Source organism: Actinophytocola sp. (genome assembly GCF_035634895.1).
Classification (GTDB): Bacteria; Actinomycetota; Actinomycetes; order Mycobacteriales; family Pseudonocardiaceae; genus Actinophytocola.
In genome coordinates this window covers 1-21,829 of the sequence record NZ_DASQCC010000223.1, presented here as the reverse complement: position 1 = coordinate 21,829, position 21,829 = coordinate 1, and the positions used below count along the sequence as shown (strand labels likewise).

The 21,829-nt window shown below is 69.8% G+C and carries 20 protein-coding genes; 8 read left to right on the top strand and 12 right to left on the bottom strand.

Translation table 11 applies throughout. The annotated features are described in order from the left end of the window. Window positions 1-25: 25 nt before the first annotated feature. Both VET29_RS34145 and VET29_RS34140 read right to left on the bottom strand, forming a co-directional pair. A complete protein-coding gene (locus VET29_RS34145; protein WP_324928514.1) occupies window positions 26-1,024 on the bottom strand; it encodes an NlpC/P60 family protein in 999 nt (332 codons plus the stop codon). 517 nt (window positions 1,025-1,541) lie between these two features. Next, on the bottom strand, window positions 1,542-1,727 hold the full coding sequence (locus VET29_RS34140) for a hypothetical protein (RefSeq protein WP_324928512.1): 186 nt from the start codon (window positions 1,725-1,727) through the stop codon (window positions 1,542-1,544). A gap of 220 nt (window positions 1,728-1,947) precedes the next feature. Here VET29_RS34140 and VET29_RS34135 point away from each other — a divergent pair, with 220 nt between their 5' ends. After that, window positions 1,948-3,600 carry a D-alanyl-D-alanine carboxypeptidase family protein gene (locus VET29_RS34135; RefSeq protein ID WP_324928510.1) on the top strand — a complete coding sequence of 551 codons (1,653 nt, stop codon included), beginning with the start codon at window positions 1,948-1,950 and terminating at the stop codon, window positions 3,598-3,600. Here VET29_RS34135 and VET29_RS34130 read toward each other — a convergent pair. Continuing rightward, window positions 3,597-4,943: an NYN domain-containing protein gene (locus VET29_RS34130; protein WP_324928508.1), complete on the bottom strand. Its 1,347-nt coding sequence runs from the start codon at window positions 4,941-4,943 to the stop codon at window positions 3,597-3,599. The genes VET29_RS34135 and VET29_RS34130 overlap by 4 nt on opposite strands. Window positions 4,944-5,085: 142 nt before the next feature. On the opposite strand from VET29_RS34130, the gene VET29_RS34125 reads away from it, so the two are divergent. Genes VET29_RS34125 through iolB form a run of 4 tightly spaced genes read left to right on the top strand, consistent with a single transcriptional unit; the run spans window position 5,086 to window position 9,479 of the window. Continuing rightward, on the top strand, window positions 5,086-6,873 hold the full coding sequence (locus tag VET29_RS34125) for a DEDD exonuclease domain-containing protein (protein WP_324928506.1): 1,788 nt from the start codon (window positions 5,086-5,088) through the stop codon (window positions 6,871-6,873). After that, window positions 6,852-7,796, top strand: a complete 945-nt coding sequence (gene iolC, locus VET29_RS34120; protein ID WP_324928504.1) for a 5-dehydro-2-deoxygluconokinase — start codon at window positions 6,852-6,854, stop codon at window positions 7,794-7,796. The genes VET29_RS34125 and iolC overlap by 22 nt, the downstream gene beginning before the upstream one ends. Beyond that, window positions 7,786-8,679: a Cgl0159 family (beta/alpha)8-fold protein gene (locus VET29_RS34115; RefSeq protein ID WP_324928502.1), complete on the top strand. Its 894-nt coding sequence runs from the start codon at window positions 7,786-7,788 to the stop codon at window positions 8,677-8,679. Before iolC ends, VET29_RS34115 begins: the two co-directional genes overlap by 11 nt. Continuing rightward, entirely contained in the window at window positions 8,676-9,479 is an 804-nt protein-coding gene (gene iolB / locus VET29_RS34110) for a 5-deoxy-glucuronate isomerase (protein ID WP_324928500.1), read from the top strand. Before VET29_RS34115 ends, iolB begins: the two co-directional genes overlap by 4 nt. A gap of 229 nt (window positions 9,480-9,708) precedes the next feature. Here the strand turns inward: iolB and VET29_RS34105 are convergent, their stop codons facing one another. Genes VET29_RS34105 through VET29_RS34085 form a run of 5 tightly spaced genes read right to left on the bottom strand, consistent with a single transcriptional unit; the run spans window position 9,709 to window position 14,905 of the window. Then, window positions 9,709-10,629 (bottom strand): tat pathway signal sequence, encoded by a 921-nt coding sequence (locus VET29_RS34105; protein ID WP_324928498.1) that lies wholly within the window; start codon window positions 10,627-10,629, stop codon window positions 9,709-9,711. After that, complete coding sequence (locus VET29_RS34100; protein ID WP_324928496.1) at window positions 10,626-12,311, bottom strand: cytochrome bc complex cytochrome b subunit; 1,686 nt, start codon at window positions 12,309-12,311, stop codon at window positions 10,626-10,628. The genes VET29_RS34105 and VET29_RS34100 overlap by 4 nt, the downstream gene beginning before the upstream one ends. Beyond that, a complete protein-coding gene (locus tag VET29_RS34095) occupies window positions 12,308-13,435 on the bottom strand; it encodes a ubiquinol-cytochrome c reductase iron-sulfur subunit (protein WP_324928494.1) in 1,128 nt (375 codons plus the stop codon). The genes VET29_RS34100 and VET29_RS34095 overlap by 4 nt, the downstream gene beginning before the upstream one ends. Further along, a complete protein-coding gene (locus VET29_RS34090; protein WP_324928492.1) occupies window positions 13,432-14,238 on the bottom strand; it encodes a c-type cytochrome in 807 nt (268 codons plus the stop codon). Before VET29_RS34090 ends, VET29_RS34095 begins: the two co-directional genes overlap by 4 nt. A 55-nt stretch (window positions 14,239-14,293) precedes the next feature. Continuing rightward, entirely contained in the window at window positions 14,294-14,905 is a 612-nt protein-coding gene (locus VET29_RS34085; RefSeq protein WP_324928490.1) for a heme-copper oxidase subunit III, read from the bottom strand. A 148-nt stretch (window positions 14,906-15,053) separates the two neighbouring features. On the opposite strand from VET29_RS34085, the gene VET29_RS34080 reads away from it, so the two are divergent. Further along, window positions 15,054-15,461: a hypothetical protein gene (locus tag VET29_RS34080; protein WP_324928488.1), complete on the top strand. Its 408-nt coding sequence runs from the start codon at window positions 15,054-15,056 to the stop codon at window positions 15,459-15,461. 5 nt (window positions 15,462-15,466) lie between these two features. Beyond that, window positions 15,467-16,501: an anthranilate phosphoribosyltransferase gene (gene trpD / locus VET29_RS34075; RefSeq protein WP_324928486.1), complete on the top strand. Its 1,035-nt coding sequence runs from the start codon at window positions 15,467-15,469 to the stop codon at window positions 16,499-16,501. Window positions 16,502-16,564: 63 nt separating this feature from the next. Here the strand turns inward: trpD and VET29_RS34070 are convergent, their stop codons facing one another. Together VET29_RS34070 and VET29_RS34065 are read right to left on the bottom strand one after the other, a co-directional pair. Further along, window positions 16,565-16,966 (bottom strand): cytochrome c oxidase subunit 4, encoded by a 402-nt coding sequence (locus tag VET29_RS34070; protein ID WP_324928484.1) that lies wholly within the window; start codon window positions 16,964-16,966, stop codon window positions 16,565-16,567. Between the two features lie 17 nt (window positions 16,967-16,983). After that, the gene (locus VET29_RS34065; protein ID WP_324928482.1) at window positions 16,984-17,952 is read right to left on the bottom strand and encodes a cytochrome c oxidase subunit II; all 969 of its coding nucleotides are present in this window, start codon (window positions 17,950-17,952) and stop codon (window positions 16,984-16,986) included. A gap of 143 nt (window positions 17,953-18,095) precedes the next feature. Here VET29_RS34065 and asnB point away from each other — a divergent pair, with 143 nt between their 5' ends. Then, the gene (gene asnB, locus VET29_RS34060) at window positions 18,096-20,018 is read left to right on the top strand and encodes an asparagine synthase (glutamine-hydrolyzing) (RefSeq protein WP_324928481.1); all 1,923 of its coding nucleotides are present in this window, start codon (window positions 18,096-18,098) and stop codon (window positions 20,016-20,018) included. A gap of 186 nt (window positions 20,019-20,204) precedes the next feature. On the opposite strand, the gene VET29_RS34055 is transcribed toward asnB, so the two are convergent. Continuing rightward, complete coding sequence (locus VET29_RS34055) at window positions 20,205-21,032, bottom strand: hypothetical protein (protein ID WP_414636692.1); 828 nt, start codon at window positions 21,030-21,032, stop codon at window positions 20,205-20,207. A gap of 38 nt (window positions 21,033-21,070) precedes the next feature. Next, the coding region (locus VET29_RS34050) for a carbohydrate kinase family protein (RefSeq protein ID WP_324928479.1) at window positions 21,071-21,829 on the bottom strand (759 nt) is incomplete at its 5' end.

Here is a 21,829-nt window from a genome sequence, read left to right as displayed (position 1 = left end):
CCAGGCTTTTCGTAATTTGTCGTCCTCAGCCGGCGATGCGCCGGGCGCCGAGGTAGTCACTGCCGCCGCCCGTCGGCGCGGCGCCTGTCTTGACCGGGGTACCGGTCGTCGAGGCGTGCACCAGCTGGCCGTTGCCGATGAACATCGCGACGTGGTGGATCGAGCCCGCGCTGCTGCCGTAGAACAGCAGGTCACCGGGCTGCCATTGGCCGTAGGGCACGGACTTTCCGTAGCCGTACTGCGCGCGGCTGGAGTGGGGAAGCGAGACGCCGACCTGGCCGTAGGCCCACATCGTCAGACCGGAGCAGTCGTAGCTGCTCGGACCGGCCGCACCCCACACGTACGGCTTGCCCCGCTGTGACATGGCGGCCGCGGCCGCCTGCCCACCCACGCCGGGGCCGGCGAGGTAGACGCTGTTGTCCTGCTCGCCGCGCAACGTGCTCTTGTCCGCGCCGGACAGCTCGTCGTAGGCGTCCTCGACCTTGTCGATCTGGGCGTCGAGGTCGGTCTTGGTCTTGGTGATCTTGTCGGTCAGCTGCTGGGCCGCGGTCTGGGCGTCGGTGGCGCGCTTCTGGGCGTCCTTCGCCTTCTTCTCGGCCGACGCCGCCTGGTTCGTCGCGGCGGAGAGCTTCGAGAGCGCCTCGGAGTTGTCGGACGCGAGCACCCCGAGCGCGGACGCGCGCTCCAGGAAGTCGTCCGCCGAGTCGCCCGTGAGCAACGCGGAGAGCTTGTTGAACCGAGCGCCCTGGAAGGACGCGTTGGTCAGCTCGTCGACCTGGCCCCGGTATGCCTCCTCGTCCGCGGCGGCCTGCTGCTTCGCCGCGTTGGCCGAGGTGAGGTCCTGGTTGGCCTGGTTGAGTGCCGCGTTCTTCGCGTCGAGGTCGGTCTTGGCCGCGAGCAACTGCTCGTTGACGGCCGAGACCTGCTGCGACAGTTGCTGGTACTGGGCCAGCGCTTCCGACGCGGTGTTCGGGGGTGGGGGCTGCTGGTAAGCGAGGGGAACGGCGAGTGCAGGGCCCGGCACGGAGAACAACACCGCCGCGGCTGCGGCGGTGACACTCAGTCCCGCACGGGCTGCGCGCCTGGTTCTTTGCGACGCCACGTCGCGCGTATCTCCCTTACATCCGAACCGCCGACCGGGTGAGCCGTTTTTGACAAGGAGCTACCGCGATTGCGACTGCCCATCGTCTGCTCCACCCACCGTGGGGGAATCCGGTCCGACCACCCGTGACGGCGCTTGTGAAAGCTCCGTTCGTGTGACCGGCTTCGGCGGCGATCTCGCGTAGGGCCCTCGGGGTGGACCACTGCCTGCCACGAGATCTCGGACAGGTTACGAAACGTGAGTCGATGCGTCTACCTGGCCCGCCCAAAAAACTCGGCAGAACGCTGCTGAACACCAATGGAGCAGTGCCAACAGCACCCTGTGATCACGGCAACAGCTCAGTTCACCGCGTTGCGGGAACGCAACCACACCGTTCGGCGACATCCACCGACCGTTTGGCGACGGGAACCATCAGTCGGACGTGTCGGACAAATCGCCCTCAAGCCGACCGGTTCACCCGTTCCAGACGCAGTCGGGGGACTATGCCCGCCCTCCCGAGTGCGTCGATGGCACGTTGCTCCAGCGCGTCGATCTCGACGTTCTCCGGCATACCCAGCAGCACGCTCACCACACAGTCCTCGCAGGCCAGCCCACGAACCACGCAGCTGTCGCAGTCGATGATCATTCCCGGCTCCTTCGTCCTCTGTCGGCCTCCTGCGGCGCACGTTATGGCAGACCACCGACAATTTCGGACTTCGTACAGGTCGGGAATGACTTCCACGGCTCGCCGCCCCTGTATTACCGCCTGCCGAGCACGCCGGGAAACGAGTGAACCGGGGGCCACGCACCTCCGTATCAACTCAGGCGTTGTACGCGGTAGAGACCGTGGCCCAGGGAGGTACCGCGTGCGCATCGCCGCCGGGCTGGTGCTCGCCGCCACCCTGTTGACCGCGCCGGGACAGCCGGAGCCCGGTCCGCCGGGCGGCACCCCGGCCGACCCGCGTCCCGGCGCCGCGTTCGCCGGCCCCGAGGTCGCCGGCCTGCAACGCACGGCCACCGACGTCCAGCGGGAGCTCGCCGACCTCGCCGGCCAGATCCACGACGCGGAGCGGGACCTGGGCGCGGCCACCGGCGCCGCGACCGCCGCACGAGCCGAACGCGAGGCCGCCGACCGGGTCGTGTCGGCCCAGCAGGCCGAGGTGGACGCCTACTCCTCCACTGTCTACGAGACCCTCGCCCAGCCCGTCGAGCTGCGTGCGCTGCTGTCGGCCGGCGACCCGCGCGCCTTCCTCGACGGCACCGGCCTGCTCGCCCAGCTACGCGCCGACCAGGCCGAACGCCTGAGCGGCGCGCTCCGCCGGCAGGACGCGGCGGTGCGCGCCGAGAACACCGCGTCGGCGATGGCGTCCGCCGCCCAGCGCCGCAAGGACGACCTGGACCGCCGCGACTCGGACGCCAGCAACCGGGCCGCGGCCGTGTCGTCGGAGCTGCGGGGCGTCGTGGCCGACACGAACGCCGCGGTCGTCGCGCGGCAGCGGGCCCAGCAGGACCGCGCCAGGACGACGGCCGCCAACTGGCACGCCTACGTCGACCGGCTGGCGGCGGGCATCACGCCGCCCGCCGCGCGAGACCTGCGTGATCCTCATCACTTCCCGGCCGGACTGACGGCCCTGGCCGAGCCCGGTGTCGCTGTCCGGACACTGCCGTCCGGAGAACGGATGCTGGTACTGCCGGCGGAGACCATCGCGGCCGTGACCTACGCGGTCGACGCGCTCGGCAGGCCGTACGTGCCGGGCGAGGACGGCACCGGTCCGGTGGCGTACTCGTGCGACGGCCTGGTCCGGGCCGCGTACGGCCTGCCGTTCGGGATCGCCGAGCAGTACTCGGTGCTCGCGCCGGTCACCGACCCCCAACCGGGCGACCTGGTGTTCCTCGGACCCGCGCGGTACGGCGTGCAGGGCGTCGGCATCGTGCTGGACGGCCGGACCATGCTGGCGGCCGACGCGCGCCTGGCCGGCGTCGTCGTGACCGACCTCCCCCCGGACACGCTGGGCTACGCGCGCCCCGCACTCGACCGGGTGGCGGCGCGTGCGGTGCCGAAGGCCACGGACGGCGGCCTGCCATGGCGGTGCGGTGGCGTGTCGGTGCCGGCGGGGGTGTGGGGCGGGTACCCGAACGGGTTCATCCCGCGGTCCGCACTGTGTTCCGTCGGCACCGGGCCACACGTGCTGCGCTGCGACGCGGCGGCGGCGTTCGGTGCGTTGGACGAGGCGTATGTGCGGGCGTTCGGGACGCCGGTGTGCGTCACGGACTCGTACCGGACGTTCGAGGCGCAGGTCCGGCTGTTCGGGGAGAAACCGGCCCTGGCGGCGGTGCCCGGCACGAGCGACCACGGCTGGGGTCTCGCGGTGGACTTGTGCGGCGGCGCCCAGTCGTTCGGCACCGCCCAGTACGCGTGGCTCATGGCGAACGCACCCGCCTTCGGCTGGGTCAACCCGGGCTGGGCCCGCCCCGGCGCCGGCCGCGAGGAGCCGTGGCACTGGGAGTTCACGCGTTAGCTACGACCGAGCCTGGCCAGCAGGACGGCCGACGGCACCGGGTGTGCGCCGCGGCGGCGGACCGAGTCGGCGACCGCGCGGTCCGACGTCACCACGACCACCGGGCGGCCCTCCGGCTCGGCCGTGACGAGCGCCCGGATCACGTCGTCGGCCAGCACGCCAGGGTCGCTGAACAGCACGCGCACACCCCTTGGCGCGGTGGTCGGCACGGCGACCACGCCCGCGCCGTCGAACACCAGCGTCACCTCGGCGGACGTGCGGGCCGCGAGCGCGGCCAGCTGCCGGATCAACCGTTCCCGCTGCTCGGACAGCGGCAGCTCGGGATAGCCGGTCTTCGTCACGTTGTACCCGTCGACCACGACATGCACGGTCGGCAGGGTCAGCAGCCGCTCCAGTGCCGCCGGGTCCTCGACCCGGCTGACCGCCCCGTGGGCCTCCGTCGCGCCCCGGACGAGGTCGGCGGGGCGTGGGCCGGAGCCGCCGAGGGCCAGTTCGCGACGCAGGCCCGTGACCGCCCCGTCGAGGGTGTCGACCAGCAGCGCGAGGCGGACCTCGTCGGCCTGGCGGGCCTCGCGGGCGGACTGGCGGGCGATCTCGGCGTCCGCCTCGGCGCGTTCCGCCCTGGTGCGTTCGGACTCGGCGCGGTCCCGTTCCCGGTCGCGCTGCTCGGTCAGCGCCTTGACCTGTGCCTCCGCCTCGCCGCGGATGCGGGCGATCTCGGCGCTCGCGCTCGACGCCTCGTCCTTGGCCGCGCGGACCCGCACTCCCTGCTCCCGCAGGCGTTTGCGCAGGCGCTCCAGCTCCGTCTCGCCCTCGGCGCGGACCTTGTCGATGGAACCCTGTATGGCCTCCAGCTCGGCACGGACCCTGGCCAGCTCGGTCTCCGCCCTGTCGGCACGCGTGACCGCCGCGTCACGCTGTGCCCGCAGGCCCGCGTCGGAGGCACGGCGGGAGACCAGCTCGACGTAGTGCGGGGCGGTGTCCTCACCGAGCAGCACCGCCGCGGCGGCCACGACGGCCGCGTCGTCGCCGGACAGGTCGAGCACCGCGGGCCGGTGCTCACGGCACCACTCGACGACCGCGGTGCGGAAGGCGACCGAGTCACGCAGGCTCGCGACGATCGTGCCCGCGCCGAGCCGCGCCCGCTTGGCCGGGGTGAACCGGGCGACGGCACGCAACTGCTGGGGCACATCGATCTTGGGCAGCGCGCCGAGCGCCTCCGCGCCCAGCTCGGCGATGCGCGTGCGGACGGCGTCGGGCAGCGCGGTCCAGTCGACTGTGGACTCGCCTGCCGGCTCCTCCACGGGGTCGACCGGATCAACCGGCTCGAGCGACGGCACCATCACACCAGGGTAGGCTAGTCCGCCTCTCCGGGATTTTTACCTGCGTGTTGCGTTCCGGCGCAGGTGCGGGTATCGCCCAGGCTTCGCGGGAAGGCCCGGAGGATCCCGGCATTGTCGGTGGTCGCCGCTAGCTTCCCGAGCTATGACGAGTCCGGAGCAGCTCGCGTTCGACGAGTTGGGCACTCCGTTGCGTGCCACCACCTTCGTCGTGTTCGACCTGGAGACCACCGGGGTCAGCGACGAGGACACGATCACCGAGTTCGGCGCCGTGAAGGTCCGCGGCGGCGAGGTGCTCGGCGAGTTCGCCACGCTCGTGGACCCCGGCCGAGGAATTCCGCCGGAAGTGGTAGCCCTGACGGGCATCACCAACGCGATGGTCTACACAGCGCCACGACTGGACGCGGTGCTACCCGCGTTCATGGAGTTCATCGGCGGCGCGGTGCTGGTGGCCCACAACGCTGGTTTCGACGTCAACTTCGTCCGCAAGGCATGCGAGCGGCACGGCTACCGCTGGCCCAGGCCGGCCACCCTGTGCACGGTCCAGCTCGCGCGCCGGGTGCTGACCAGGGAGGAGGCCCCGAGCTGCCGGCTGTCCGCGCTGGCGGAGCTCTTCCACGCGTCCACGAAACCCAACCACCGCGCGCTCTCCGACGCCCGCGCGACCGTCGACGTCTTCCACTCGCTGCTGGAACGGGTCGGCTCCATCGGCGTGCAGACCCTGGAGGAGCTGCACGACTACATCCCCGACGTGACACCGGAACAGCGGCGCAAGCGGTCGATGGCCGCGCACCTGCCGCCGAAGCCGGGCGTGTACCTGTTCCGCGGGCCCGGCGAGGAGGTGCTGTACGTCGGCACGGCCGTCGACCTGCGTCGCCGCGTGCGGCAGTACTTCACGGCCAGCGAGACCCGCCGCAGGCTGCGCGAGATGGTGGCGCTGGCGGTGCGGGTGGACCACGTCGAGTGCGCGCACGCCCTGGAGGCACAGGTCCGGGAGCTGCGGCTGATCTCCGCGCACAAGCCCGCCTACAACCGCCGCTCCAAGAACCCGAAGCAGGCGTGGTGGCTGACGCTCACCGACGAGCCGTTCCCCCGGCTGTCACTGGTCCGCACCCCGCGGGACGGCGCGCTGGGGCCGTTCCGCTCGCGCGGCCTCGCCGAGGACGCGATGGTGGCGCTGCAGGACGCCACCGGCATCCGGCCGTGCACGGTCCGGATCCCGGCGCAGCGGGCGAACGCGCGGCCGTGTGCCCTGGCGGAGCTGCACCGGTGCGCGGCGCCGTGCGCCGGGCGGCAGACCGTCGAGGAGTACCTGCCCGGGGTGTCTTCGTTCGCCGGGCTCGTCGCCGGGCAGGTGCTGGAACCGTTGCACGTCCTGGAACGCCGGCTGCACGAGCACTCGGCCGCCGAGCGGTTCGAGCAGGCCGGCGTCGACCGCGACCGGTTGACGGTGCTGGTGCGCTCGCTCGACCGGGGGCAGCGGCTCGCGGCGCTCGCGGCCGTGCCGGAGCTGGTCGCGGCCCGGCCGGACGGCGACCACGGCTGGGAGTTCGCGGTGGTGCGGCACGGGCGGCTGGCGTCCGCCGGGGTCGCGCGGCGTGGCGTGCCGCCCATGCCGGTGGTGGACGCACTGGTGGCGTCGGCGGAGACCGTGCTGCCCGGCGAGGGCCCGCTGCGGGGTGCCCCGGCCGAGGAAGTGGCCCTGGTGCTGCGGTGGTTGGATCGCCCCGGCACGCGAATGGTTCGATGCTCACAGCCATGGACCGAGCCGGCACGCTCCGCGGCGAGCTGGCGCGGTTGGCTGACGAAGGCGGACGCGGCGAAAGAGGTGGCGGTGACCGGAACTGACCATGGACGCGACGACGAGCGCCCGCCTTCTCGGCGCCTGCGAGGAAAGGGCGAGGTGCCGTCGTGGACGGAGCGTTCGACGTAATCGCCATGGGCCGTTTGGGTGTCGACATCTACCCGCAGCAGATCGGGGTGGGTCTCGCGGACGTCGAGACGTTCGCGAAGTACCTGGGTGGCACCGCCGGCAACGTCGCGGTCGCGGTCGCGCGGCACGGACATGACGTGGCACTGGTGAGCCGCACCGGCGAGGACCCGTTCGGCGAGTACCTGCACCGCGCGCTGCGTGACTTCGGCGTCGACGACCGGTACGTCACCGGGGTGCCGGACCTGCCGACCCCGGTCACGTTCTGCGAGATCTTTCCGCCGGACGACTTTCCCATCTACTTCTACCGGTTGCCCAAAGCACCCGATCTGGTGATCCACGAGCATGAGCTGGACCTGGACGCGATCCGGGCCGCGCGGATCCTGTGGGTCACGGTCACCGGACTGTGCGAGGAGCCGAGCCGCTCGGCCACGCTCGCCGCGGTGCGGGCCCGGTCGCCGGAGTCTCTGACGGTGCTGGACCTCGACTACCGGCCGATGTTCTGGCCATCCAGAGTGGACGCTCGACGGTGGGTGCTCGAGGCGCTGCCGCACGTCTCGGTGACGGTCGGCAACCTGGACGAGTGCGCGACGGCGGTCGGCACGCGGGTGCCGGCGGATGCCGCGAAAGCATTGCGGGACAAGGGAGTTCGTCTCGCGATTGTGAAGCAGGGGCCCGACGGCGTGCTCGCGGTGGACGACACCGGAGCGGTCGAGGTGCCACCGCATCCGGTCGAAGTGGTCAACGGGCTCGGGGCGGGCGACGCGTTCGGGGGCGCGCTCTGCCACGGACTGCTTTCCGGTTGGTCCACAGTGGACACCATGCGGTTCGCCAACGCGGCGGGCGCGATCGTCGCGTCGCGACTGTCGTGTTCGGCCGCCATGCCGACAAGCGAAGAGGTGGAGGCAGTCCTTGATGCTGTCTGACAGACAGTTGGCCAGACTCACCACGACCAGAGCCCGCTCCCCGGAGAAGATCGCCGAGGCGGCCCAGGAACGGGTGAAACCCAACTCCGCGTTCGACGACGACGAGCGCGACCTGATCATCGCGGCCGACCATCCGGCGCGCGGCGCGCTGCGTGCCGGCGCGTACCCGATGGCCATGGCCAACCGGCGCGAGCTGCTCCGGCGGTTGTGCGTCGCGCTGTCGCGGCCGGGGGTGACCGGCGTGCTCGGCACGCCGGACATCCTGGAGGACCTGCTCCTGCTCGGCGCGCTGAACGACCGCAGCGTGTACGGCTCGATGAACCGCGGCGGCCTGGCCGGCGCGAAGTTCGAGCTGGACGACCGCTTCACCAGCTACGACGTGCCCTCGATCGTCCGGTTCGGGTTCGACGGCGGCAAGATGCTGCTGCGCATCGACTACAGCGACGAGCGCACCGAGCAGACCCTCGCGGCCTGCGCCAAGGCGGTCACCGAGCTGGCGGAGGAGAAGCTGGTCGCGATGGTGGAGCCGTTCATCTCGCGGCGCACCGAGGAGGGCCAGCTGTGGAACGACCTGTCCATCGAGGCCGCGTCGACGGCGGTGACCATCGCGTCGGGCCTGGGCGCCACGTCGGCGTACACCTGGCTGAAGATCCCGGTGATCGGCGACGGCGGCGACGCCATGGCACAGGTGCTGTCCTCGACCACGCTGCCGACGCTGCTGCTGGGCGGTGAGGTGTCCACGGACCAGGAGGCGACGTACGAGCGGTGGCGGCGGGCGCTGCGCAACCCGACCGTGCGCGGGCTCGTGGTGGGGCGTTCGCTGCTGTACCCGGCGGACGGTGACGTGGCCAAGGCGGTCGACGTCGCGGTGGGGCTGCTGTGAGCGTGGTGGTCACGCCGGCCTCGGCCGGTTGGACGTACAGCGGTCTCATGGTGCTCACCCTCGCCGCCGGGGAGACCCACACGCTGGCGACGGGCCCCGCGGAGACCCTGGTGCTGCCCCTGTCCGGCGGCTGCACGGTCACCGTGGACGGCGCCACGTACGAGGTGGCCGGGCGCCCGTCGGTGTTCGAGGCGCGAACGGACTTCGTCTACCTGCCCCGGGACGCCGAGGCCGAGGTGACCAGCGAGGCGGGCGCGAAGCTGGCGTTCCCCTCCGCGGTGTGCGAACGCCGGCTGCCGGTCCGGTACGTCCCCGCCGCGGACACCCCGGTGGAGCTGCGTGGCGCTGGCCAGTGCAGCCGGCAGGTCAACAACTTCTGCACGCCCGAGGTGTTCGAGGCCGACAAGCTGATCGCCTGCGAGGTGCTCACACCGGGCGGCAACTGGTCGTCCTATCCCCCGCACAAGCACGACGAGGTCCGCGACGGCGAGTGCGAGCTGGAGGAGATCTACTACTTCGAGGTCGCCGGCGGCGGCATGGGCTACCAGCGCGTCTACGGCACCGAGGACCGCCCGATCGACATCCTGAAGGAGGTCCGCACCGACGACGTGGTCCTGATCCCCCACGGCTGGCACGGCCCGTCCATGGCAACCCCGGGCTACGACCTCTACTACCTCAACGTCATGGCAGGCCCCGGCACCAACCGCGAATGGCTGATCAGCGACGACCCAGCCCACACCTGGATCCGCCAAACCTGGACCCCCAACCACACAGACCCCCGCCTCCCCTTCTACCCCTAACCCCGCGAGTCCCGCGTCCAAACACCCCGAGTCCCGCGTTCAGCCATACCGAGTTGCGGTTTCGTGCAGATCTTGAAGTGCCGGACCGACTCTGGTGTGCACGAAACCGCAATTCGGGTGCACAAACGCGGGACCCGGTATGCACGAAACCGCAACTCGGTGCGCGCGAACGCGGGACTCGGTGCGCGCGAACGCGGGACTCGCGGGGTGTGGACGCGGGGGTGGGGGGTTAGAAGCGGCCGGCGAAGAGTATTTCCGCTATGTGGGTGACGGTTTCGCGGCCGGTGTCGTAGTCGCCCTCGCCGCGGAGGTTGTTCATGGCGGCCAGGGTGTAGCGTTCGGCGGGGCCGACGAAGCCCACGGTGTTCATCACCCAGCCGCCCTGTTCCTTGGACCAGCCGTCCTTGTTGCCGGGCTTCGCGGCCGGGCCGGCTCCCCAGACGCCCCACTGCTGGTCCGCGGCCACCGTTCGCATCTGGCCGACTATGTAGCCGCGCTCGTCGGCGGGCAGGTCGGTCAGGACGTAGTGGATCAGGCGGTCCAGGTCCTCCGGGGTGCACTTCTGAAAGCCCCAGTACGGGTAGAAGTCCGAGAAGCCCTGCTGCGGGGCCAGAGACGTCAGCCCGTACTTGGCGAAGTTCTTGTTGTAGCCCATGTGGTCGCCGCCCGCGTAGCGGTACCACAGGGTGTCCGCGGCGTCGTCGTCCGACGAGTGGAGCATCGACTCGATCAGGGCGCGGTCGTCGGCGGTGAGGTGGATCTCGCCGTGGCGGTCGCGGGTGAACAGGTCCACCACCATCGCGAGCTTGATCGTCGACGCGGTCCAGGTGGGGTCCGTCGCGTGGTCGTTCTCCCAGACGGCGCCGGTCTGCACGTCGTGCAGGACCACGCCCGTCGTGCCCGGCCGGCCCTTCAGGTACGTCTGGACGGCCGCGATGCGAGTCTGGAAGTCACAGTCGAAGCCGGGTGCCGGCTGGGCGCACTCGGCCGGGCCCACGGCGCCCGAGGTCTGCTGGGACACCGGGCCGTGCGCCGACGACCCGCTCGACCGCGGCGCCTCGCCGGCGGACGACAGCGGTGAGCTGCACCCGGACAGGCCGATGGCGGCCGTCGCGACGAGCGCGGCGACCGCCATCAACCGGTGCCTCACAGCTTCTTTGACGGGTCCTCCTGGGTCTTGGCCACCGAGGTGCCGGTCTCGGTCGCGCCGGACCCGGCCTCCAACTCGGCACCGTGACCGTGCTGCGCGGCGCGGGCCTTGGCCAGTGCCGCCGTCTCCTCGGGCGGGTCGGGCCGCAGCAGCGAGCCGACCACCGGCGCGCCTGCCGAGCCGAGCTTGTTCATCTTCTTCGGCACCGACGTGCCCTGGTACTCCAGCTCGATCGGGTGGCCGTGGTCGTCCAGGCCAGCCAGCGGCTGGTGCACCTCGATGAACTCACCGTGCGGCAGCCGCTTGATGATGCCGGTCTCCACGCCGTGCTCCAGCACCATGCGGTCCGACCGCTGCAGGCCGAGGCACAGGCGGTAGGTGATCGCGTAGGCCAGCGGCGGCAGGACCAGCAACCCGATGCGGCCCATCCACGTCGTCGCGTTCAGCGAGATGTCGAACTTCTCGGCGAGCACGTCGTTCGCGGCGGACAGGAGCGACACCCCGAAGAAGGTGATCGCCATGACGCCGAGGCTGGTGCGCACCGGCACGTCCCGCGGCCGCTGCAGCAGGTTGTGGTGCGCGTAGTCCTTGGTGAACTTCCGCTCGAGCCACGGGTAGGCCGCCGCGATCCCGGTCAGCAACGGCAGACCCATGATGAACGGGAAGAACGGGGCCGGGATCGTGTAGTTCCCGAGGTAGACCTCCCACGCCGGCCACAGCCGGACCAGGCCGTCCGTCCAGGCCATGTACCAGTCCGGCACCGTGCCCGCCGACACCTGCGCCGCCGAGAACGGGCCGAAGTTCCAGATCGGGTTGACCTGGAACAGGCCGCCGAGCAGCGCCGTGACACCCACGACCACGGCCATGAAGCCACCGGCCTTGAGCGCGAAGACCGGCATGATGCGCACGCCGACGACGTTCGTCTCTTTTCGCCGCACACCGGGGAACTGCGTGTGCTTCTGGTACCACACGAGACCCACGTGGACGGCGATCAGCGCGAGCAGGACCCCGGGTATCAGCAGGATGTGCAGCGTGTACATGCGCGGGATGATCTCCGTGCCCGGGAACTCGCTGCCGAACAGCAGCCAGCTGGCCCAGGTGCCGATGACCGGCAGCGACATCACCAGGCCTGCGGTGATGCGCAGGCCTGCGCCGGAGAGCAGGTCGTCGGGCAGCGAGTAGCCGAAGAGGCCCTCGAAACAGCCCATCATGAAGATCAGGATGCCGATGATCCAGTTGACCTCACGCGGCCGGCGGAACGCGCCGGTGAAGAACGTGCGGAACATGTGGATCGTGAGCGCCAGCATGAACAGCAGCGCCGCCCAGTGGTGCACCTGCCGGACGAACAGGCCGCCGCGCACGTCGAACGTGATGTACAGCGTCGACTCGTACGCCCTGGTCATCTCCAGGCCACGCAGGTTGTCGAAGGACCCGTTGTAGGTGACCTCGGTCATCGACGGGTCGAAGAACAGCGCCAGGTACGTGCCGGACAGCAGCAGCACGATGAAGCTGTACATCGCGATCTCGCCGAGCAGGAACGACCAGTGCGTCGGGAAGACCTTGTTCAGCTGGCGCCGGATGCCGCCGGACAGGTGGTAGCGGTCGTCGGCCCACTTCGCCGCGCCACCGGCCGCCCGCATGACGGCGTTGTCTGGCTTCGTGGGGGTCGTGAGTCCACTCATGACTTCCGCTCCCAGTAGGCGGGACCGATCGGCTCGTTGAAGTCACCGATCGAGATGAAGTAGCCGGTCTCCTCGTCCACGGTAATCGGCAGCTGCGCCAGCTTGCGGGTGGCCGGCCCGAAGACCGGCTTGGCGTACTGCAGCGCGTCGAACTGGGACTGGTGGCACGGGCACAGGATGCGGTTGCTCCGCTGCTCGTACAGCGAGGTCGGGCAGCCGAGGTGGCTGCAGATCTTCGTGTACGCGTAGAAGTCGCCGTAGTGGTAGTCCTCCTGGCCCTCGTGCTGGATCACCCTGGCCGCGTCCTGTGGCCGCAGGCGGATCAGCATCACGGGGCTGTCACCACGCAGGATGGTCTTCGCCCAGTCCTCGTGGGTGTCGGTCTTCCGGTACGGGAACACCGTCTCCATCGAGCCGGCGTCCATGTCCTCCGGCCGCACCAGCGAGATGTCGTCGCTGCCGGTGGCCCGGCGCAGGAAGACCTTCTCGCCCTTCTTGGTGTGCTGCCACGGGGTGTGCAGCAGGCCGTCCTTGTTGGCCGACTGGGCGTGCGGGTTGCGCAGCATGCCGCCGAGCGGCACCGCGACCAGCGCGAGACCGAGCACGCCGCCGCCGAACCCGAGCGAGCGCTTGATCAGCGGCCGGCGGGCGATCGTGCTTCGGTTGCCGGCGTCGGCCAGGTTCGCGAGGACCGTGGCCTTGTCCAGCTCCGACGAGCCGCCGTCGTGCCGCTGCTGCACGGCGAGCTCGTGCGGGATGAACTTCCTGGTGTAGTTCAGCACGCCGATGCCGAGGGCCAGGATCATCAGGCCCAGCGTCAGGCCGAGCACCGGGGTGTAGAGCGAGTACATGAAGTACCCGTCCTTGTCCGGCGCGACGTACTTGGCCGGCCACCAGATGAAGGCGACCACGAACGCGAGGCCGGCGACGCCGGACAGCGCGAACCAGAACGCGACCTGGCGCTCCGCCCGCCGCTCCGCGCGGGTGCCCTTGACCGGCCACGGGTCCGGGTACTCGACCAGCTCGACGCCGTCGAGCTTGCTCCCCAGCTTGACCAGGTCCTCCCGGGACATCTGCGCGAGCTCCTCCTCGCTCGGCAGGTCCTCAGGCTTGTCCGTACTCATGCTTTAGCCCCGATCCACAACACGACGCCAAGCAGGGCGACGATCCCCACGACGAAGGCGATGAAACCCTCCGACTGCGGCCCGAGTCCACCGATCGAGGCGCCGCCAGGGTTGTTGTTGCCGTCCGTCACCGACTTGACGTAAGCGATGATGTCCTTCTTCTCCTCCGGCGACAGCTGACGCTCGGAGAACCGCGGCATGTTCTGCGGACCCGACAGCATGGCCGCGTAGATCTCGTCCTCGGTCGCGCCGTCCAGGCTCGGCGCCTCCTTGCCGGACGACAGCGCGCCGCCGCGGCCGGTGAAGTTGTGGCAGGACGCGCAGTTGAACCGGAACAGCTCGCCACCGCGGGCCGGGTCGTCACCGCGTAGCGCCTCGCCCTTCTCGTCCGGCATCTGGACGCCGCCGCCGTTGGCCTCGACGTAGGCCGCGACCGCGTCGACCTGCGCCGGCGTGAGCACCCTCGGCTTCTCCGGCTCCTGGGCGCCCTGGCCCATGGCCGGCATCCGGCCGGTCGAGGTCTGGAAGTAAACGCTGGCCTCGCCGATGCCGACGAGGCTCGGGCCGCGGTTCTTGACCCCTTCGAGGTTCGCGCCGTGGCAGCTGATGCAGGTGTTGCTGTAGATCTGCTCGCCCTCGCGCACGATGGCCGGGTCCTGCTGCGCCTGCGCGGTCTGCGGCCTGGGCACGAGCACGCTGTAGGCCGCGCCGACACCCATCAGCGCGAAGGCGAGCGCCAGCAGGCCCGCGACGCGGCGCCGGCGCTTGGTGCGTGCCCTCATCTTCTTGGACAGAGTCCTCATTGTGCGGCAACCCTTACTGATGTCAGCTCGGACCCGGCGAATCGGCTCGGTCGGATCACTTGACGAAGTAGATCGTGGCGAACAGACCGATCCAGACGACGTCCACGAAGTGCCAGTAGTACGACACGACGATCGCGGACGTGGCCTGCGCCGGCGTGAACTTGCTCATCTTCGTGCGGGTGAGCAGGTAGACGAAGGCGATCAGGCCACCGGTCACGTGCAGCCCGTGGAAGCCGGTGGTCAGGTAGAAGACCGTGCCGTACGCCGAGGACGGGATGGTGAGGCCCTCCTCGATCAGGCTCCGGTACTCGTTGGCCTGGCCGAGTACGAAGAACAGACCCATGAACAGGGTCAGCAGGTACCAGCGTCGCAAGCCATAGACATCACCTCGTTCCGCCGCGAACACACCCATCTGGCAGGTGAAGGACGAGGCGACCAGCACGATCGTGACAACGAGCGCGTACGGCACGTCGAGGTGGTACGGCGGCGGGGGCCACTGGCCGGTGCTGTTCTGCGCCTTGACCGTGAAGAACATGGCGAAGAGCCCGGCGAAGAACATCAGCTCGCTGGCCAGCCACACGATCGTGCCGACGCTGACCATGTTGGGCCTGTTCAGCGAGTGCACACGCTGGCTGATTGAAGGCGCTGCTGTCGTCACGGCAGGCATTATTGCCTGCCCTTTCCCGGGTCAGCAGATCGGGTCCGGGGCGTGTCGGAGATCGTTCACCGAGCATCGGCCGGCTGTCGGGCCGCGGGGCGTGCCGGATAACATCCAGGTGTCCCGACCTGCCTGATTCCGTGCCGGAGGAATTGCGATGAGCTCCCCGCTGAAGATCCTCGTGTTCAGCCACCGGCCGGAGGTCCGGGAGAGGATTCTCACAGCCGTCGGGCGCCGTCCTGCCGCCGATCTCGGCCGCGTGACCTACCACGAGTCCGCCACGATCGCCGACGTGCTCATGGAGATGGACTCCGGCACCGTCGACCTGGCGATTCTCGACGGCGAGGCCCAGCCGACCGGCGGCATCGGTCTGTGCCGGCAGCTCAAGCACGAGATCGACGACTGTCCCCCGATCGTGATCGCCATCCGGCGCAGGGACGACCGCTGGCTCGCGACCTGGTCGCAGGCCGACGCGGTGCTCGTGCACCCGCTCGACCCGCTGGCCGCCGCGGAGACCGTCGCCGACGTGCTCCGGAACAAGTCGCTGCCCGTACACCAGGGGTGAGACCCATGACCCAGACCTGGCCCGGCCTGCTGGGCCGGCTCGTCGCGCGTGTGGACCTGACCGCAGACGACACGTCGTGGGCCATGGACCAGATCATGACCGGCAGCGCGACCGGCGGGCAGATCGGCGCGTTCGTGTCCGCCCTGCGCTCGAAGGGCGAGACGCCGTCCGAGGTGGCCGGCATGGCCGAGGTCATGCTCGCGCACGCCAAACGGGTCTCCCTGGACATCCCCGCCGTGGACGTCGTGGGCACCGGCGGTGACCGGTCCGGCACGGTGAACATCTCGACGATGAGCGCGGTCGTGACGGCGGCGGCCGGCATTCCGGTCGTGAAGCACGGCAACCGCGCCCAGTCGTCACAGTGCGGTGCCGCGGACGTCCTGGAATCACTCGGCGTGGTGATCGACCTGTCACCCGAAGCGGTGGCCACCTGCGTACGCGAAGTAGGCATCGGCTTCTGCCTGGCGACGTCGTTCCACCCGGCCCTCCGGCACGCCGGCCCCACCCGCCGGGAGCTGGGCATCCCCACGGTGTTCAACATCATGGGCCCGCTGACCAACCCTGCCCAGCCGACGTCGGCCCTGGTGGGCTGCGCGCACGCCCCGCTGGCCGCGGTGGTCGCGGAGGTCCTGGCGAGCCGCGGCTTCTCGGTACTGGTGGTTCGCGGCGACGACGGCCTCGACGAGATCACCACGACCACGACGACGAGGGCCTGGGTGGCGTCCGGGGGCCAGGTCCACGAAGCCGAGATCGACCCGACCGCCCTCGGCCTGGCCCCGGTGGCCCCCGAGGCCCTCAAGGGCGGCGACGCGGCCACCAACGCGACGGCCCTCCGCTCCCTGACCGCAGGCGACAGGGGTCCGATCCGCGACACGGTCGTGCTGAACGCGGCGGGGGCGATAGCGGCCTTCAGAGGCTTCTCAGCCGACCTGACGGCCGACCTCCGCGCGGGCATGGCGACGGCGGCCGAGGCCATCGACTCCGGCCGCGCGGCCAAGCTGCTGGACCGCTGGACCACCCGCAGCCAAGAACTGGCCTGAACACACACGGAAGGGCCCCTTCAGCGCGAAGGGGCCCTTCCGTTCTGCCTCACTCGTTCTGCCTCACTCCGTCGCGTTCGGGCGGGTGTGGTACTCGAAGACCAACCCACCCACCGCGGACAGCACGCACACGAGAGCGACGACCAGCAGCCAGATCTGCCAGAAGGCGAGCGACAGCGCGGCGAGCGCACCCGACGCCGCGATCGCGACCGGCCAGTAGCTGCCGGCCGAGAAGAAGCCGATCTCGCCGGCGCCGTCGCTGACCTCGGCCTCCGGGTTGTCCTCCGGCCGGCGGGCGACACGCCGGGCGACGAAGTGGAAGTACGACCCGATGATCAGCGACAGCCCACCGGTCAGCACGAGGCCGACGCTGCCGACCGGCTCCTTGGCCCAGAACCCGTAGACGATGGCGGCCACGAAGAAGAAAGCCGTCGTGATGTCGAAAAGCCTGGCTTCGACCTTCATGGTTCAGTCCTCCGGGATCACTTCGACGAGGTGCGGGCGGTGCGGTCACTGTTGAACGGCGACGTGGTCACCGCGTGCGGCGTGCACAGCTCCCCGCAGGACGGGTCGTCGCGGCCCATCTGGGCCAGTGCCTCAGCGGCCGTGTACGGCTTGCCCGTGTCGTCGTTGGTCGAGACGCGTAGCCGCATGTAGTCGTCGAACCGGTCCCGGTCGAGCACCCTGACCTCGAAGTTCATGCCCGAGTGGTACGTGCCGCACAGCTCGGCGCAGCGGCCCACGAACGAGCCTTCCTTGTCGATCGAGTTCTGGAAGGTGTGGGACTGGTCGTTCTTCTCCGGGTACGGGAACACGTCCCGCTTGAAGTGGAACTCCGGCACGAAGAAGGAGTGGATGACGTCCCTGGAGTGCAGGTCGTAGGCGATCGTGGTCTTCGACGGCAGCACCAGCAGCGGGATCTCGGTGGTGCTGCCGGTGGTGGTGACCAGCTCGCCGTCGGAGGTGCGCGGCACCACGCGGCGGCCGTCGGCGTTCTCGTAGGAGTTGTAGACGAACTGCCAGTTCCACTGGAAGGCCACGACGTCCACGTCCGTGCCGACCTTGTCGGTCGACTCCTCGGCCAGCACGTAGTTCTGCGTGGTCACCGTGAAGTAGAACAGAATCACCACGATGATCGACGGGACACCGGTGTAGATGACCTCGAGGAAGTGGTTGTACTGGAACTGCCTGGGCAGCTTGTCGCTCTTCTTGCGGTGCGCCACCACCGGCCACAGGATCAACGCCCACACGATCACGCCGATGATCAGGGATGCGACGACCGACCAGGTCCAGAAGTCACGCATCCGCTCGGACTGCGGCGTGATGCCCTCTGGCCAGCCGAAGCGCAGCACCTCACTGCCCGAGCAGCCGGTCGCGGTCAGGGCGACCAGCCCGACGAGCCCGGCGATGCTGGTCAGTCGCGATGCCCGGGAACGCCGCGTTCCACCCACTGCGCGATCCCTCCTAGTAAGACCGGTGATCACAGCGTTGGAGCGTAGCCCAGAGGCACAGGCCACACCGCTCCGGGCCGTGCTTGGCGGCGGCAGCCATACTTGCCCCTGACGTGCACTCGACAGGGAAGGTTGTGCCGACCGTGTGCGGACTGCTTGGTGTGGTGTGCCCGACCGAACAGGAAGCCAACGCGACAAGGGACGCGGTCGCCAGAGCCATGCGCTGCCAGCGGCACAGAGGCCCCGACGAGAGCGGCACGTGGGCCGGCGACGAGGTCGTCTTCGGCTTCAACCGCCTGTCGATCATCGACGTGGACCACTCGCACCAGCCGCTGCACTGGAGCCCGGAGGGCGTCCAGGAGCGCTACACCCTGCTGTTCAACGGCGAGATCTACAACTACCTGGAGCTGCGCCAGGAGCTGATCGACGAGCACGGCGCGACCATGCGCACGCACGGCGACAGCGAGGTCATCGTCGCCCTCTACCACTACCTCGGCCCGGCGGCGGTCCAGAAGCTGCGTGGGATGTTCGCGTTCCTGATCTGGGACTGGCGGCGGCGCGAGGTGTTCGGCGCGCGTGACCCGTTCGGGATCAAGCCGCTGTTCTACTCGGCGGGGCCGGGCGGCGTGGCGTTCTCGAGCGAGAAGAAGGCGCTGCTGGAGCTGTCCCCCCGGCTGCACGTCGGCCAGACGCTGGACCGGACCGCGCTGCAGCACTACCTGACGCTGCAGTACGTGCCGGAGCCGGAGAGCATGCACCAGGAGATCCGGCGCATCGAGTCGGGCACGTCGTTCCGGATCTCCCCGGGTGGCGAGCTGCGGACCGACCGCTACTTCTTCCACACGTTCCGGCCGACCTCGGTCAAGGACGAGCCGGAGAAGCTGTACACCGAGATCGCCGACGTCATGCGGGACTCGGTGGCGAAGCACATGCGCGCGGACGTCACGGTCGGGTCGTTCCTGTCCGGCGGCATCGACTCGACGGCCATCGCCGCGCTGGCGAAGGAGCACAACCCGAACCTCGTGACGTTCACCACCGGCTTCGAGCGCGAGGGCTACTCGGAGGTCGACGTGGCGGCCGAGTCGGCGGCCGCGATCGGGGTGAAGCACGTCGTCAGGACGGTGGGCCCGGAAGAGATGATGGAGGCGCTGCCGCTCATCGTCTGGTACCTGGACGACCCGGTGGCCGACCCCGCGCTGGTGCCGCTGTGGTTCATCGCGCGCGAGGCCCGCCGGCACGTGAAGGTGGTGCTGTCGGGTGAGGGCGCGGACGAGCTGTTCGGCGGCTACACCATCTACAAGGAGCCGATCTCCCTGGCGGCGTTCGAGAAGGTGCCGGGCGCGCTGCGCAAGGCCATGGGCACGCTGTCGACCAAGCTGCCGGAGGGCCGGCGCGGCAAGGACCTCCTGCGCCGGGGCGCGCTGTCGCTCGAGGAGCGGTACTACGGCAACGCGCGGATCTTCCGCGACGACCAACTGCGGTCGGTGCTGCGCACGTTCGACCCGGCGATCAGCCACATGGACGTGACCGCGGGCCCGTACCGGGAGTCGGCGAACTGGGACCCCGTGACGCGCATGCAGCACGTGGACCTGTTCACGTGGCTACGCGGCGACATCCTGGTGAAGGCCGACAAGGTCACGATGGCGAACTCGCTGGAGCTGCGAGTCCCGTTCCTGGACGCGGAGGTCTTCAAGGTGGCGTCGAAGATCCCGTCCGAGGAGAAGATCACCAAGGAGACGACCAAGTACGCACTGCGCCAGGCTCTGCGCGACATCGTGCCGGCACACGTGCTGAACCGCCGCAAGCTGGGCTTCCCGGTCCCCATCCGCCTGTGGCTGCGGGAGGAGATGTACGACTGGGCCCGCCAGATCATCCTCCGCTCCCAGACCGACGAGGAGATCGACAAGACCGCGGTCATGAAGCTCCTGGAAGAACACCGCGCCGGCACCCTGGACCACAGCCGACGAATCTGGGCCCTACTCGTCTACATGCTCTGGCACGGCATCTTCATCGAGAAGAACATCCAACCCCGAGTCCCAGAACCCCACTATCCCGTCAAGCTCTGACCCGCGAGTCCCGCGCCCAAACAGTGCGAGTCCCGCGTCCAAACAGTGCGAGTCCCGCATCCAAACAGTGCGAGTTGCGGTTTCGTGCACCCCAAGGTCTGGGGGACACCGGGACCTGCACGAAACCGCAACTCGGTATGCGCGAACGCGGGACTCGGTATGGGTGGACGCGGGACTCGCGAGGGGTTAGCGGTGGAAGCGCCAGGTTTTGCTGTCGAACAGGATGCAGATGCTTGGGGACATGACGACCACGCGCAGGGTCCCGTCGCGTTCGTCGTAGTCGATGCCCTCTACCTCGAACGTGCCCGAGCAGCCGCTCTGGAGTGGGAGCTGGCCCAGGGACGTGACCGTCCCGGCGACGTCCGACGAGCCGACCGGGGCCGCCAGGTTCACCTGGAGCAGCGGCTTCGTCACCCCGAACAGGGAGCCGTCCGGGTCGTCGGACGAGCACAGCAGCTGGGTCGCGGTCACGAAGTCGCAGCCCTGGATGTCCCGCACGGGACGGTCGAGCCGGATCGCCGACGCGTACGGGAGGTTCGCGGCCGGGTTCGTGAACGCGATCCCCGGCATGGGATGCACCAGCAGCCGGGTCATCGTGCCCCACTCGCCGGCCACCATCCACTGCCCGTCCGGTGACACCGCGGCGAACGAGTTGTTGTTCGCCTCCCAGGACTCCAGGGCGTGCTGGTACTCCGTCCACGTCCCGTCCGGCGCCTGTACGCGGAACAGCTTCGCGCCGCGATCGTCCCTTTGGTACGGCTCCACGTAGTAACCATGGCCAGCACCCGGGTCACCCACATGGTTCCAGCCACGCGACGAGACCGACGCCGGGACCGTGCCGATCCCGGTGTACTTGACGGTCGTCCCGGAGGGACGCTCGACGACGGCGAGCCCCTGGCTCTCGTCCAGGGGGCGCGCGACGTCAGAGCCGATCGTGCGCCAGGGGCCGACGTCCGCGGACGCGACCCCGGCAAACACGAGCATGAGCACAGCGGTGACCGCGAGAGCACGCATGGTCACCAGAAGTACCAGGTATTACACGAAAGTGGTACCTACGGGAGGATGGCGCCGATCTCCGCGGCGGCCTCCGGCCCGTACGCGCCGCCGATGCGGGTGATGGCCAGCTCCTTGTCGAGCGTCCACTCCTGCGGTCCGACGGTCTCGAGCACGAGCACCGCGATGTACGAGCCCAGCTGAGCGGCCCGCTCCAGCTCGAGGCCCTTCTCCAACCCGGCGAGCAGACCCGCGCGGAACGCGTCGCCGACACCGGTCGGGTCGGCCTTCATGAGCTCGGGCACGGCGGAGACGAGGATGGCGTTGCCGGACGCGTCGACCATCTCCACGCCCTTCTCGCCGAGCGTGGTGATCCGCATGCCGACCCGCGACATCACGTCCTGCTCGGTCCAGCCGGTCTTCTGCCGCAGCAGCTCCCACTCGTAGTCGTTGCTGAACAGGTACTTGGCACCCTCGACGAACGACCGGATCTGCTCCCCGGACATGCGCGCGAGCTGCTGCGACGGGTCCGCGGCGAACGCGTAGCCGCGCTGCCGACACTCCTCGGCATGGCGCAGCATGCCGTCCGGGTCGTCCGGGCTGATCAGCACCAGGTCGAAGCCGCCGACCTTCTGCTCGATCGGCCGCAGCTCGATGTTGCGGGCCTCGGACATCGCGCCCGCGTAGAACGACGCGATCTGGCACATGTCGTCGTCGGTGGTGCACACGAACCGGGCGGTGTGCGCGACCTCGGACACGTGCACGCCGGAGCAGTCCACCCCGTGCCGCTCCAGCCAGGACCGGTAGTCCGCGAAGTC